14 protein-coding genes and 1 pseudogene are annotated in these 14,140 nt (G+C 62.4%); 6 read left to right on the forward strand and 9 right to left on the reverse strand.

Annotated elements, in window-relative coordinates; genetic code table 11:
- Positions 1-253: pseudogene (locus tag A9Z00_RS09985) on the reverse strand (IS1380 family transposase); the annotation flags it as partial.
- Positions 254-606: 353 nt separating this feature from the next.
- Between A9Z00_RS09985 and A9Z00_RS09990 the strand changes: the two are divergent.
- The 3 genes from A9Z00_RS09990 (at position 607) to A9Z00_RS10000 (ending at position 3,180) form a co-directional block, all read left to right on the forward strand.
- Positions 607-1,350, forward strand: coding sequence for an arginase family protein (locus tag A9Z00_RS09990; protein ID WP_296976598.1), 744 nt, complete (start codon positions 607-609; stop codon positions 1,348-1,350).
- A gap of 509 nt (positions 1,351-1,859) precedes the next feature.
- Positions 1,860-2,597, forward strand: a complete 738-nt coding sequence (locus tag A9Z00_RS09995; RefSeq protein ID WP_296976601.1) for an HAD family hydrolase — start codon at positions 1,860-1,862, stop codon at positions 2,595-2,597.
- Between the two features lie 115 nt (positions 2,598-2,712).
- The gene (locus A9Z00_RS10000; RefSeq protein ID WP_296976603.1) at positions 2,713-3,180 is read left to right on the forward strand and encodes a DinB family protein; all 468 of its coding nucleotides are present in this window, start codon (positions 2,713-2,715) and stop codon (positions 3,178-3,180) included.
- Positions 3,181-3,591: 411 nt separating this feature from the next.
- Here the strand turns inward: A9Z00_RS10000 and modB are convergent, their stop codons facing one another.
- Both modB and modA read right to left on the reverse strand, forming a co-directional pair.
- Positions 3,592-4,305, reverse strand: a complete 714-nt coding sequence (gene modB / locus A9Z00_RS10005; protein ID WP_483316293.1) for a molybdate ABC transporter permease subunit — start codon at positions 4,303-4,305, stop codon at positions 3,592-3,594.
- Positions 4,306-4,319: 14 nt separating this feature from the next.
- Entirely contained in the window at positions 4,320-5,123 is an 804-nt protein-coding gene (gene modA / locus A9Z00_RS10010; RefSeq protein WP_296976606.1) for a molybdate ABC transporter substrate-binding protein, read from the reverse strand.
- A gap of 367 nt (positions 5,124-5,490) precedes the next feature.
- Between modA and moaA the strand changes: the two genes are divergently transcribed.
- A complete protein-coding gene (gene moaA, locus A9Z00_RS10015) occupies positions 5,491-6,504 on the forward strand; it encodes a GTP 3',8-cyclase MoaA (protein ID WP_296976636.1) in 1,014 nt (337 codons plus the stop codon).
- 60 nt (positions 6,505-6,564) lie between these two features.
- On the opposite strand, the gene A9Z00_RS10020 is transcribed toward moaA, so the two are convergent.
- The 6 genes from A9Z00_RS10020 to A9Z00_RS10045 form a co-directional block, all read right to left on the reverse strand.
- A complete protein-coding gene (locus tag A9Z00_RS10020; RefSeq protein ID WP_296976609.1) occupies positions 6,565-7,857 on the reverse strand; it encodes an ABC transporter ATP-binding protein in 1,293 nt (430 codons plus the stop codon).
- Positions 7,858-7,890: 33 nt separating this feature from the next.
- Positions 7,891-8,436, reverse strand: a complete 546-nt coding sequence (locus tag A9Z00_RS10025) for a hypothetical protein (protein ID WP_296976612.1) — start codon at positions 8,434-8,436, stop codon at positions 7,891-7,893.
- Positions 8,429-9,115: an ATP-binding cassette domain-containing protein gene (locus tag A9Z00_RS10030; RefSeq protein ID WP_296976615.1), complete on the reverse strand. Its 687-nt coding sequence runs from the start codon at positions 9,113-9,115 to the stop codon at positions 8,429-8,431. The genes A9Z00_RS10025 and A9Z00_RS10030 overlap by 8 nt, the downstream gene beginning before the upstream one ends.
- On the reverse strand, positions 9,073-10,245 hold the full coding sequence (locus A9Z00_RS10035) for an ATP-binding cassette domain-containing protein (protein WP_296976618.1): 1,173 nt from the start codon (positions 10,243-10,245) through the stop codon (positions 9,073-9,075). The genes A9Z00_RS10030 and A9Z00_RS10035 overlap by 43 nt, the downstream gene beginning before the upstream one ends.
- A 119-nt stretch (positions 10,246-10,364) precedes the next feature.
- Complete coding sequence (locus A9Z00_RS10040) at positions 10,365-10,874, reverse strand: HNH endonuclease (RefSeq protein WP_296976621.1); 510 nt, start codon at positions 10,872-10,874, stop codon at positions 10,365-10,367.
- Between the two features lie 49 nt (positions 10,875-10,923).
- Positions 10,924-11,661 (reverse strand): NAD-dependent protein deacylase, encoded by a 738-nt coding sequence (locus A9Z00_RS10045; RefSeq protein ID WP_296976623.1) that lies wholly within the window; start codon positions 11,659-11,661, stop codon positions 10,924-10,926.
- Between the two features lie 378 nt (positions 11,662-12,039).
- On the opposite strand from A9Z00_RS10045, the gene A9Z00_RS10050 reads away from it, so the two are divergent.
- Positions 12,040-12,777, forward strand: coding sequence for an SIR2 family NAD-dependent protein deacylase (locus A9Z00_RS10050; RefSeq protein ID WP_296976625.1), 738 nt, complete (start codon positions 12,040-12,042; stop codon positions 12,775-12,777).
- 252 nt (positions 12,778-13,029) lie between these two features.
- Positions 13,030-13,905: a hypothetical protein gene (locus A9Z00_RS10055; protein ID WP_296976628.1), complete on the forward strand. Its 876-nt coding sequence runs from the start codon at positions 13,030-13,032 to the stop codon at positions 13,903-13,905.
- Positions 13,906-14,140 lie beyond the last annotated feature (235 nt).

Raw genomic sequence — 14,140 nt, forward strand, 5'->3', positions numbered from 1 at the left:
GCGGATCATATTGCAACTTGCGAAAATGAAAGAGCCGCTGGCAGCCGAGCACCCAGCCGACAATGAGATACAGCAGGATGCGGTAGAGGGGAAACAACGAGTTGTTTGCCTTCGCAAACGATAGCCCCTGCAGCGCCTTGGCGAGCTTGATTTTCTCGAGGTATTCCAGAAAGATTTTGGCGCCTCCGAAACTGGTCGCATGTCGCAGGGAAAATTCTGTCTTGATTTTGCCGACGGGTGTGGTAGACTTCACCTTAAAGGTGCTCCTTTCTTTGGCTGGAGTTTTTTTCGTCAAACACCATTCTACCAAAGAACAGGAGCCCTTTTTATGTTTTTAAAAGAGTTTTACTTTCGAAATTCAGGATAAAATTTTATACAGAACCCGGAACCGGAGATGCCACACGCTTGCATACCCGCGGCAAGACATTTTAAGATTGGTTACACGAAGGCTTCGTTTTGCGGCAACCGGCGCAATCGTTGACCAAGTGAAAATTCCGACTGCCACGGGAGCCATTTTTCATTGTGAAGACACCCAAGATTTGAGCGACGCTTGAACATTGGGGGTTTGGAACAATGGAAAGCACGGCGGACAGCGGAATTTCCTTGTTGAATTTCGACGGTACGCTGCAAAAACAGGCTTCGCTGCAAACCTATCCGGCCGAATGGATCGACTTCTCCGATCTGAGCGGGTGTCGCGGTTACTGCACCGGCGAGTCCCTGCGAAAGATCCGAAGCCGGCTGCGGTCGCGCAAGCACCGGCGCGTCACCCTGATCGGCCCGGGCAATTACCATTATGTCACCTACGTGCTCTTGTCCGAGATCCGGCAGCCGTTCTCGCTCGTGCTGTTCGACCACCATACCGATCTGGCGATGGGGGACGGAAGCCCGTACCTGTCATGCGGCTCCTGGGTCAGCTGCGCGCTGGAGACGCTGCCGCTCCTGGAGCGCGTCATCATCATCGGCGCGAACGTTCCGGCCGCTGGCGGGGCAGCAGAATGGCCCGACAAGGTTTCCGTCATCCCCGAGCGGGACGTGCGGCGCATGACGGCGGAGATGATCGCGCGGACCGTCCGCGCCTTGGCGCCCGGCCTGCCGCTGTACATCAGCGTGGACAAGGACGTGCTCGGTCCGGACCACGCGGCCACGGACTGGGATCAGGGCAGCATGTCGCTGCGTCAACTGCTGGACGTGATCCGCGAGCTGAAGCGGACCCGGCCGCTCGCGGGGGCGGACATCTGCGGGGAGATGCCGCTCGGTCCCATCGACCTGCTGTCCGGCGAACGGCTGCGTCATCTGAAGAAGAACGAGCGCGCGAACAAGGCGATCGTCGACGCGCTGCTGGCGGGTTGAACGGCGGCCGGCATCCGGCGCACGGACCCGTGGCGGGGCGCCGCGGCATCGCGCGGACGGGCGAAGGCCCGGGCATGCCCGACGGCGGAATGCGCTCGGAAGGGATCGCGGAACGGGGAACGGATTGCGGAACGGACTCTTGCGGCAGGCAGGAGTCTTTTTTGCTTTTGTAGAAATTGTCATGGAATCCGGCATTTTGGCAATACGGATCGGAAGGAAGGGATGCGCGTGGCGTCCGGGATCGAAAGCCCCATCCCGCCCGGGAAGGAATTGCCCGGCCATGATGTGCGCATCGGACCCGGCGGTCCGTCCTGTCACAGCATCACGGCGGCCCGACGCCGGGGGACACCGTCCGGTGCGGGGATTCCGATGCGGGAAATCGAAAGCGCCGATATCCGTCATATCGTGGGCGGATTCCCGGGATATCGTCGACGACCTGAACGCCCGTTACGGCAGGCCAAAGCCCGGCGCGGGCGTCCGGTTGAAGGAAGTCCTGGAGGGTGGTGCGCATGCCGATCCGGCTGCCGAAGGCGATCCTGACGGATCTGGATGACACCATCATCACGTTCGATGTGGGCGCCGACATCGGCCCATGCTGGCTGCGCGCGGTTCGGGCCTGCCTGCCGGGCATCGGGGACGCCGCGGCCCGGGAGATGGCGTCGGCCATGCTGGAGAGGGCCGACTGGTATTGGAGCGATCCGGACAGGCACCGGCTCGGCCGGCGGGATTTGCTGCGCGCCAGGCAGGAGATCGTCGCCATGGTGCTGGAGCGGTGGAACATCCATGACCCGTCGCTCGCGCGCAGGATCGCCGTCGCCTTCAGTGAGGAGCGCGACCGACAGGTCCGGCTGTTCCCCGGCGCGCTGGAAGCCATCGGATGTTTCCGGGCGATGGGCGTCCGGCTCGCCCTGGTCACGAACGGAGGCGCGGAGATGCAACGGTCCAAAATCCGCCGCTTCAACCTGTCCGGCCTGTTCGACTGCGTCCTAATCGAAGGCGAAGTCGGCGTCGGCAAGCCGGAAGCGGGCATCTACCGCCTCGCGCTCGAGCGGCTCGGCGTGTCGGCGGAGGACGCCTGGATGATCGGCGACAACTACGAATGGGAGATTGCGGCGCCCGGGCGCCTGGGGATCAGGGGCGTCTGGTTCGACCATTCCGGCGCGGGGGTCCCGGACGATGCACCGGTGAAGCCGTTCCTCGTGGTCCGGTCGTGGGACGAGCTGCTGGACAGGATCCGGGAGGCTTGAGCGGCGCGGAACGGCGGGCGGCCGGGACTCCGTTTCCGGTTTCCATTTTCGCCCGGGCAGGGTAAAATGCTGATGGAGAAACCCCACACTACTCGCAGCGAGGAGAGCGAAAGCCATGTACAGAACGGTGCAGGATTTCCTCAACGATTGGTCGGATTCGGTCCAAGGCACCCTTCGGGTGCTGCAGGCGGTCACGGATGAGAAGCTTGGCCAGGCCATCGTGGAAGGGCACAACACGCTCGGCTGGCTGGGCTGGCACCTGGCGAACGCGCCGGTGTTCTTCATGAAGACACTGGGCTTCGACATTGAGCCGGCGGGAGAGAAGCAGCCCGACAAGGCAGCCGAGATCGTGCAGGCGTACACCCGGGTCGCGGAAGATGTGAAGCGCACGGTGGAGCGGAACCTGACGGACGAGCAACTGGTCGAAAGCATCCAGACGTTCGCCGGCGTCGTGCCGCGGGGCGCGGTGCTGCGGAAACTGATCGACCACCAGACCCACCACCGCGGGCAGATGACCGTGCTGCTCCGTCAGGCGGGGCTGCCCGTGCCGGGGGTCATGGGCCCGACGAAGGAAGGGAATTGAGCGGGCGCCGGCCGCCCCTCTTGTCCCGCGCGCCTGGTGAATGACTGGTTGGTGAAATAGAAGAGCATTTTGCGCCATTGCGCGGGTTTGGGCCGGAAATGCAATAACAGAGGCAAAAACTTCCGCCATTCTCGACGGGGTCTCCGATTTTCAGGGGTCCGGGTGGATAGAGGGGAAGTTTTTGCTTTTATTTTGGGCGAAAAGCGAACATTCGACAAAATGGGGGAAGCGTTTGCGCTTGTCCGGTTCGGAGGCGATGATCCCGGAGGGGTGCGGAGGGGTGGAGCACCCCGGCGGGATGGTGGAAAATTCCGGCGCGGTGGTGGAAGATTCCGGCGGGGTGAAATGTTCCCGGCGGGGCGGAAGCCGGAAGGTGGAAGTTCCCGCGAAGTTCCCGAAGAGCGGCCTGACCTACCTCCGCGGCCGGGTGGCGAGCAGCAGCGCGAACGCAATGCACGCCAGCGCCGCGCTCCACAGCCCCGCAAGCTGCCACTGGTTGGTCTCCACCGCCGCGTATATCGCGGTCGGAATTGTCCGGGTCCTGCCGGGAATGTTCCCCGCCACCATGAGCGTCGCGCCGAACTCCCCCAGCGCGCGCGCAAACCCCAGCACATAGGCGGCCGCCAGCGAACGCGCGGAGAGCGGGAGCAAGATCCCGAACAGCAGCTGCCATTCGCCCGCACCGTCCAGGCGCGCCGCGTCCTTCACTTCGCAGGGCACCGACGCGAAGCCGGCCTTGAGCGTCTGATACACGAGCGGGAACGCGACGACGACGGCGGCGATCACCGCGGCGTGCCAGGTGAAGATGACGGGCCGGTCGAACCACCATTCCCACAGCCTGCCGATCCAGCTTCGGCGCCCGAGCAGCACGAGCAGGAGAAAGCCGACGACGGTCGGCGGGAGCACGAGCGGGAGCAGAAGCGCCGTCTCGAGCAGCGTCTTGCCGAAGAACCTCCGTCCGCCGATGCGATGGGCGGTCCAGATGCCGAGCACCATGACCAGCAGGCTGGCGGTGAAGCTGATCTTCACCGAAAGCCATACGGGCTCAAGGAACGCGTCCCAATCGAAAGCGCGGTCCAAGCGGTCCATGCTGCCCATACCGTCCATGCTGCCCATGCTACCCATGCCGTCCATGCGGATCATCGCTGCTCCACGACGCCGAAGCCGTGCCGCAGGAAGACGCCGCGCGCTTCCGAACCCCGCAGAAATGCATAGAAGTCCTCGGCTTCGTCCCTGTGTTCCGATGTCTCGACGATCCCGACATCATACAGGATCGGGCTGTGGCTGGCCGGATCCACCGCATGCACCATCCTCACCTGATCCGACGCGAGCGCGTCGGTTCTGTAGACAAATCCCGCATCGGCGTTGCCGGTCTCGACGTACGCCAGCACCTGACGCACGCTGCTGCCGTATACGGCTTTTTCCCGCACGGCGTCCCAGAGTCCCGAATGTTCCAGCGCTTCCCGGGCGTACGACCCGGACGGCACCGTGTCCGGATCCCCGATCGCGATTTGGCGAATGTCTTCTGAAAGCAGCCGGTCGATCGAATCGATCCGGAGATCGGAACCGGCCGGCACCACGACGACCAGTTCGTTCGAGAGCAGCGCGGCATGCCGGGACTCGTCGATCCATCGCCGGTCCAGGAGCATCTGCATGTTCTTCCCGTCGGCGGAGATGAAGAGATCGGCGGCCGCGCCTTGCTCGATCTGCCGGCGCAGCGCGCCGCTCGCGCCGACGTTCAGCCTGACCGTCACGTGCGGCCGGATTGCCTCGTACCGGGCCTTGATGTCCTGCAGGCCGTCCGTCAGGCTGGACGCCGCGAATACGAGGATCTCCGCCCCGTGATCGGGGGAAGCAGAAGTTCCGCAGCCGGCCGTCGCGAACCACGCGGACAGGACGGCGCACAGGACCGGCCAAACCGTCCCCCTGCATCGTCTCGTCATGTTCTCTCCACTCCGGTTCCCGTATCCAATCCGGTCATCTGATCCCAGTATATCAGACGCTCCCCGAAGGAAAAGACCGCTTCCGGTCCGCCGGGTGTTTTTCGTCGGCGCGGGCGGCTGCGGCGTCGCGAATTGTCATGCGGAACAAAAATGGCAAGACGTGATGTCTTCGACCGGCGGATGTGCTATACTTTGCAGAAAAATGCGCGGTAAGAAGGAGTCGCATATGGCGGACGGTGGCATGCAGGGAATGATGGAGACGCCCGGGGCAGACGCGGGCATGCGGAGCATGAAGGAGGCACACCAGGCGGACGCGGGCATGCGGGGCGCGCGGGAAGCCACCGTGACGGATGCCGTGACGGGTGTCATGACGAAGGCCGTGACGGATCCATATCAAAGGCCGCTCCGCGATCTGCGGATCTCGGTGACCGACCGGTGCCATTTCCGCTGCACGTATTGCATGCCGAGGGAACGGTTCGGGGATGACCATCCGTTTTTGCCGGAGCGGGATTTGCTCACGTTCGGCGAGATCGGGCGCCTGGCCCGCCTGTTCGCTTCGCTCGGCGTGCGGAATATACACCTGACGGGCGGGGAACCGCTGTTGCGCCGCGATCTCGACGAGCTGATCCGGCGGCTCGCCGCCGTGGACGGCATCGAGGACATCGCGCTGACGACGAACGGCCACCTGCTTCACCATCACGCCCGGCGGCTGTACGAGGCCGGGCTGCGCCGCGTCAACATCAGCCTGGATGCGCTCGATCCGGACATCTTCGGCCGGATGAACGGCCGGGGAATCGGGCCGGAGCGGATCCTCGCCAACATCGATCTCGCCCGGGAGATCGGCTTCGAAGTGAAGGTCAATATGGTCGTGCAGCGGGGCGTGAACGAGGGCGAGATCATCCCGATGGCCGAGTATTTCCGGAAACGCGGCATTACCTTGCGCTTCATCGAGTTCATGGACGTCGGCAACGACATCGGATGGAGCCGTGAGAAGGTCGTCACGAAGCGGGAGATGCTGGAACTGCTCGGGCGGGCGCACGAACTGAAGCCCGAGGGCCGGTCCCGTTGCGGCGAAGTGGCGGAATATTACCGCTACGTGAACAGCGGGGGCCGGATCGGGTTCATCACGTCGGTGTCCGAATCGTTTTGCTCGACGTGCACGCGGGCGCGCCTGTCTTCGGACGGCAAGCTGTTCACCTGCCTGTTCGCCTCGGAGGGCTTCGACCTGCGGGCGATGCTGCGCGGCGGCGCGTCGGACGACGAGATCCGGGAGGCGGTCGTCCGCGTCTGGACGCGCCGCACGGACCGCTACTCCGACGAGCGAGCGGCCCTCGCCGGGCTGCGGCGTCGGAAGGTGGACATGTCGTATATCGGCGGGTGAAGGCGGGACGTCGCCCCGACTCCCCGGACCGACCCCCAAATCCCCGCTTCTTTCCCATGCCTACCGGTCATACCATTCCGCCTGCGCCGCATAGAGGCGCGCGTATTCGCCGCCCGCGGCCAACAGCTCGTCGTGCGTGCCGTCCTCGACGATCTCGCCGTCCTTGAACACGACGATCCGGTCGGCGAGCGCCGCGGCGCTGATCCGGTGCGTGACGATGATGACGGTCCTGTCCCCGGACATCGCCATGTACCGGCGGAAGATTTCGGCCTCGGCCAGCGGGTCCAGATTGCTCGTCGGCTCGTCCAGCACGACGAAGTTGCGGCCCCGGTAATACGCGCGCGCGATCGCGATCTTCTGCCACTGGCCGCCGGACAGATCCGTGCCGCCGATGTCCCGGCCGAGCAGCGCGTCCCGGTCCGCGCCCCCGAAGCCGGCGAACGCGAGGGCCGTGTCGATCGCCGCCTCGTCCCGCGGCCGGGCCGTGTCGCCGAGGAAGACGTTGTCCGCGACCGTGAACATGTTGAACCGCGACGGCTCCTGGAACACGATCGCTAGCGCGTCGTACCGGCCGGCGGCATCCTGCCGCCGGACCGGTGCGCCGTTGATCCGAATCTCCCCGTCGGACGGCTCCAGCATCCCCGTCAGCAGCTTGACGAACGTCGATTTCCCCGCGCCGTTCTCCCCGACGAACGCGACCTTCTCGCCCCTGCGGATCGTGAAGTTCACGTTCCGGATCCGGTACTGGTCCGTCAGCGGATAGCGGTAGCTGACGTTCCGGGCTTCCAGGCATTCGATGTCGAGGGCGGGCCCGACGTCCTCGTCTCCCGTCTCCTGCTCCTTCAGATCGATCAGCTCGAAGAACTGCACCGCCTCGTGCTTCTTCGCCAGAAATTTCGCAATCGAGCCGAACAGCTGCGACGTATTGCCCATCAGCGTGCCGTTCAGCGAGAGCACCGCGCCCAGCGCGCCGATCGACAGCTCCCCCCGCGTCAGCAGGACGATCGCGAACACGTTCGCCGCGACGTTCGCGAGGTTCGCGACGAAGCCGCCCGCCGCGCCGAGCAGGAACACGTTCCGCTGGTTCTTCGTCTCCCGGATGAGGTAGTCGTCCGCGAGCGCCTTCCACTTCGCGAAGAAGAAGTCGAACAGGTTCAGCACCTTCACTTCCTTCGCGGACGGGCCGAGCAGCACGCCCTGGTAGTAATCCGCCTCGCGCAAAATCTTCGTGTTGTCCCGCGTGAACCGGAACTCCAGCTTGTTCCCGACATACGTCGTGTAGAGCGTCGGGAGCGGAGCGAGCAGCACGATCAGGCTGAGCAGCGGGTGAAAAAGATACAGCGAAACCGCCACCGTGACGACCGAGACCGCCCTCGCGGCGATCGCTTACCCCTCGATCATGACGCCCCGCTGGAGCGGGCTCCACTCGCCGCCGATCGAGCGGAAGCTGCGGGCGATGATGTCGTGGATGCGCGGAACCTCCAGATATTCCGGGTACAGGCGGGCGATTTTGCGGAACAGTCCGGCCAGGAATTTTTCCTGCAGCCGGTGGTCGTGCACCTTCGACAGCCGCTCGATGTCCTCGCCGCCATAAACGTAGCGGTTGATCAGCCCGATCACGAAATCGAGCGCGACGTACAGGACGGTCAGCCCGACGAGCGACGCAAGCTGCACCCATTGCGCGTCCGCGCTTTCCGCGAGGGCGTTCGCACCGTCGATGAACCGGCCCCACAGGAACGCCGCGAGCGGCTGCAGAAGGCTGAGCAGGACGGACAGCCCGAGGAAAATGCCGCAGATCGCCTTCGCCGACGAGAAGACATAGCGGAACAGCCTGATGAGGTACCGGAAGGAGGGCTTGTTTTCCTTCAGGATGTCCCGCTCGAACGCGGCGGTGTTGTCCTCGAATCGCGCTGCCAAAGCCGGATCAGACACGGACCGTCGCCTCCTTTCCTTCCTCCCGCCGGTACCATTGCTTCTGTGCGTTGAACATCCGGGCGTAGATCCCGCCCGCGCGCATCAGTTCCCCGTGCGTGCCTTCCTCGGCGATCCGGCCGCCGTCGATCACGAAGATCCGGTCGGTGATCCTCGTCGATCCGAGCCGGTGCGTAATCATGATCGCGGTGCGGTCTTCGACCATCGCCGCGAACTCGCGGTACAGCTCCGCTTCCGCGATCGGATCGAGCTGCGACGTCGGCTCGTCGAGGATCAGGATCGGCTTGTCGCCCATCATCGCGCGGGCGATCGCGATCCGCTGCCACTGGCCGCCGGAGATGTCGACGCCGCCTTCGAAATCCCGGCCGAGCAGCGTGTCATAGCCGTGGACCAGCCCGTCCGCGAACGCGTCAACCTTGCCCTTCCGGGCCGCGCGCCGGATTTGCTCCTCGTCGCCGAGCGCGTCGATGTCCCCGATGCCGATGTTCTCCCGCAGCGTGATGCTGTAGCGCGGGAAGTCCTGGAACACGGTGCCGAACAACTTCGCCCGGACGTGCGGAGGGAAGTCGGCCAGGTTCCGGCCGCCGATCCGGATCTCGCCGCGGTCGGGAGTGTACAGGCCGAGCAGCAGCTTGATCAGGGTCGACTTGCCCGCGCCGTTCTCGCCGACGATCGACACCTTCTCGCCGGCGCGGATCGTGAAGGTAAGCCCTTGCAGAATATCCCGGTCCGTGCCGGGATAGCGGAACCAGACGTCCCGGAATTCGATGTCGCATGATGCGGGCGGTTCCGTCTCCGGCCTTCCGGCTCGTCCGACAACGCGAAAAATTTGTCCTTGTATTCGTAGGTGTTGATGTGGTAGCCGGACCATTTCAGGAAACCCGCGAAGCTGTCCAGGTGATGGTAGATCTCGCCGAACAGGAGGCGCGCCATCGCGATGAACAGGCCGACCGTAATGTCGCCCCTCACGAACAGCACGAGCAGCAGGACGACGTTCAGGATCGAGCTCAATTTGCTGATGTTGCTGCCGAACAGCAGGGCGCGGAGATGCTTGAAATAGTAGCGCTCGTAGTCGCGGTTCCGCTCGTTCAGCCGCCGGGCGTACGTGTCGATCAGGTAACCGGCGTTCCCGTACGCCTTCATCTCCCGCACGAACAGCCGGTCCAGGAGATACCAGCCCAGCGTCGTGTACCGGCGTTCCCGGTTCCAGTACGTCTCGAGCTCGTTGTAAATGTTGTAGTTCTTGCGCGCGACGATCCACGTCTGGATGATGTACGGGATCAGGACGGTGAGGAGCAGCCACCATTTGATGCCGGCCACCCAGGCGAGCGAGCCCAGCCCCGCGATCAGGGAACTGCCGCGCCAATGCACGTACATCGGCCACAGGTGACGGGCCGAATTCTCCATCCGGTGATACGCCTTGTCGATGATCTCCGCCGAGGCCTCGTTTTCAAAATGCTCGTATTTCATCGTCCGGAGCTTTTGCAGCATGCGGGATTTGTAGGCCGTCCGGAGAATGAGGAGCGAGCGTTTCTCCACGTAGGTGTAGACGTATCCCTCGATGAGCGTGGGCAGGATGGCGAGCAGGACGAACAGGACGAGGAAAACCGCATACGAGGAGAAGGCCATTTCGCCCCGCGCCACCATGAGCCCGCCGTCGAACACGTTCCGGTTGACGTAGACGCCGAACGGCGTAAGCAGCCCGGTGAGGACGGTGAGCGCGAACGTGACCGCGACCATGCCGGGAGCTTCGGCCCAGATGATGCCGATGAGATCGCGGTATGCCCCGAAGACGCGTCGTACTTGCATTTGGGTGACTCCTTTAAATTGCAGAATCCGTATATGGAATTATTATACAGGGAGGAGATGACAGGGAGCCACGCGGGCCAAATGGGGTGTATGGTGGGATGTACGGAAGGCTGTTGATTTCAGCTGTTATAGTACTCTTCCAATTTCCTGTATAATTTCTGGAATTCCTCCTTCAATTCAACCGCGATTGCCAGTTGTCTCTGCGTCAGCCTTGCTTCCGGCGGAAGCGCCTTATATTCTGTCATACCAATTTTTTGCTTGATTTCAAGGATTCGCTTTTCCGCGTCTTCCGGAAATTTGTGCCGAACGAAATCTTCCCATGTTTTTGTCGGATTTTCGTCAAATTTGCTCTTGGAATCGTTGCAACGGCCGCAGGCGGGAACGCAATTCCCCGACACAAGATCTCCGTTACGGCTTTGTGGGATCAGATGATCCGGGATCAACCGTGAGTTCCGGCTTTCCTTCGTGCCGCAATAGGCGCAGCAATAGTTGAAATCCTTCAGGATCCGCTCCCACTCTTCGATCGGCATTCTGGACACGAGGTATTTATCCCGCATCGTCCGTTCAAATGCTTGCTTGACTCGTGAAGGAGTGAAGCGGGTTCCCACAAATTTCTTTTTGTGGCTCATGTCAATCACCCCCCCGATGGTGAGCTGCCGAATCGGCATCGACTCTCGTTCAACCCACGCAGGCCTTCAGCGTCTTGCCGATGCTGTCCTGGATCACGAGCGTCGCCGCGTGATCGTAGGGCGTCGGCGATTTGTTGATCAGCACGAGATGACGGCCGCCGAAGAATCCGACCAGCCCCGCGGCCGGATAGACCCGAAGGGAAGTGCCGGCGACGATCAGCACGTCCGCCTGCTCGATGTACCGCCGGGACCGTCCCAGGATGTCCATGTCGAGCGCTTCCTCGTACAGCACGACGTCGGGCTTCACGATTCCGCCGCAGTCGACGCACCTCGGCACGCCCTCCGACGCCAGCACGTGGTCCAGGTCGTGGAACCGGCGGCAGTCCATGCAGTAATTCCGGTGCACGGAGCCGTGCAGCTCCAGCACCTCCCGGCTGCCGGCCGCCTGATGGAGGCCGTCGATGTTCTGCGTGATCACGGCCTTCAGCCGGCCTTCCCGCTCCAGGCGGGCCAGCGCGAGATGCGCGTCGTTGGGCTTTGCGTCCCGGTAAATCATCTTGCTCTTGTAAAATGCGAAGAACTCCTCGGGATGGTTCATGAAGAACGTGTGCGACAGAATCTCCTCCGGCGAGAGATGCCCCACCCGCTCGGAGTACAGGCCGCCGGCGCTCCGGAAGTCCGGAATGCCGCTCTCGGTCGATACGCCCGCTCCCCCAAAGAACACGATGTGGTCCGAATCGTTCAGGATATTCCGCAAAGTTTCAATCTTGTCGGCATTCGAAGACATGCGGTTTATCGCCTCCTTGTCGACCGGAACTTGAAGCAAGAGATGTCCGGGCCTGTTCGAATCTCCGAATCTCATCCAGGTACGCCGCGTATTCCCCAACCCCTTGCGGTCGGGCGTCCGGTTGCTCCTCCCGTTTCGTATGGGTACGCACTTAGGATGCGCTCCATGCCCACGGTCGACATGTTCACTCGCGTCGGGATATATCGCTGTTAAACAATCATTATAGGAAGAAGTTTCAGAATCCACAATCACAATCAATCTTTCGTTTGCTGTTCTGCGGAAAACGCACGGGAACGTCGCGATTTTCGCCGGCGGATTGCGATATAATGGGGGCAAATGCGGCGGGGATGGGGGTTGACAACAATGGATGGAGGCAGGATGCAACGCGACGGGGATCGTCCGATCGAACGCGCGGCGGTGCTGATCCGGGATGCGCGGAAGCTGGTGCTCATCACGGGCGCCGGCATGTCCGTCGATTCGGGCGTGAAAGATTTCCGCTCCCGGAGCGGCTGGTGGCGCAGCATCGATCCCCGGACCGTCGCAACGGTCGAGGCGCTCGAGCATCGGTACGATCTGTTCCACGAATTTTATGCGGAGCGCATCCGGCAGCTCCGGACGGTCGTGCCCCATGCGGGGCATTTCATTCTGGCGGAGTGGGAGCAGCAGGGCAAGTTGGCCCGCATCTGCACCCAGAATGTGGACCGGCTCCACCAGCTTGGCGGCAGCCGGAACGTGGAGGAGCTGCACGGCACAATCCGCACGTTCCGCTGCCACGCATGCGGCGCGCCTCATGAAGAAGAGGCGTTCCTGCGGAAGGCGGCGTGCCCGTGCGGCGGCAGGCTGCGTCCGAATGTGGTGCTGTTCGGCGAGCCGCTGCCTGCGGAGGCGTGGGAGACGTCGCTGGAGGCGATCCGGGAGGCGGACGTCGTGCTTGTGATCGGCACGAGCCTGGAGGTGGCGCCGGTGAACCGGCTGCCGTTCCTGACGAAGGCGCAGCGGATCTTCATCAACGCGGAGGAGACCGGCCTCGAAGACAGGTTCGACGTGTTCGTCAAGGGCCGGGCCCGCGACAGCCTGATCGCGATCGATCAGCGGCTGCAACGGCCGGGGAATTGAGCGGCCGGCTTCGACAGCTCCTGCTTGGCGTGTTTTCGGCGCGCCAGGGCGGGAGCTTTTTTGGTTCAGCCGCGGGGGAACGGGGGGAAGATGGGGATTTTCCCATGCCGGAATAACGACCGGGAAATGTCGAAAAATGTTGGTCAAACCTGTCGATCGGATGGAGATTTCGAAGATGTGTTGTTGTAAAATATGGGTTGGTAACAGCGTAATTCACGATATGACATGAATCGACAAGGGAGCGGGGAATGGATGAGGGGATTGCCAGGGGGGCGGACGGCCGTCCTGCTGCTGGTTGCCTTGATGCTGTCGCTGGCGCTGCCCGCCGGCATCGGGGGAACGGGCGTTGCCGGAGCGGAAGGGTCGAATGAAAGACATCTCTACGTCTTCGCGGACGGGCCGATCGATGATTTGAAAATCCGCAAAAGCAGCGGTGGCGGAGACGACATCCCGTTTTCGGAAGCCCCGGTTACGGGAAATGGATATGTCCGGTATGCGTTTGAACTCGAACCGGGGAACTGCTTCGTCCCGGAATCGTCGAACCACCGCTTTTCGGTTGATCCCGTCGGAGGCATTTGCATCTGGGGGAATGAAACGGATTTCGTAGTCCGGGCGTTTTCGACGGGGGCACAGGTGCACCTGATCACGATGGACCAACAGGTCTCTCCCGTCTGGATGGAGCCTGAAGGCGAAGGGTACAGGCTGTACGGATCCTTCTACTTTATCGAAATTGACGACGCGGACGACTACAAATTGGGGATTCTGTATCCGTCTTCCGGATCTCCCGATCTGGCATCCTGTCCGGGCCATTTTGATGACGCATATTACAATTATTTGGATTTTTCATGCCTCTTCAATGAAATTCCGCATACCATCGGGGTTTACGCCTGGTCGGAGATCCAAAACGACTGGATTCCGACCAATCTGATGTGGCGCGTCGAAGATCCCGGGAACATCTCGGTCGTCGACCATGCGCCCGGTATTCGGGTGGTCGATCCGGGGATCCGTCTGGAAGACGGTCACGCTGAATCGGACATCGCGCTGTACAGCGTGCTTTGGGGCGGCAAGATTCAACCTAAATTTCGAAAGCCCATTGTTTCGGTAAAATCACGAGATGTTAGCGCATAACACCCTGTAAATAACAGGGAAGTTCCCAGCCAGACAACTCCCCGTCAGCGTTGAAAGGTATTCCTCCCCCCTCCCCCACCGCAAGGGGCTTTTGGTTTTCCATGTAAAATTGTGGGAATCTCTAACCTGACATGGTCGCCAGCCGCGCTTCGATTCGCTTCCACGCATGGCGGTATGGAAAGTCGTGAGCCAGTTTCAGGATGAGCTTCCGGCTGTGCCGAACGATCGTCGCCGC

It is taken from the genome of Thermobacillus sp. ZCTH02-B1 (assembly GCF_002159085.1).
Taxonomy (GTDB): Bacteria; Bacillota; Bacilli; order Paenibacillales; family Paenibacillaceae; genus Thermobacillus.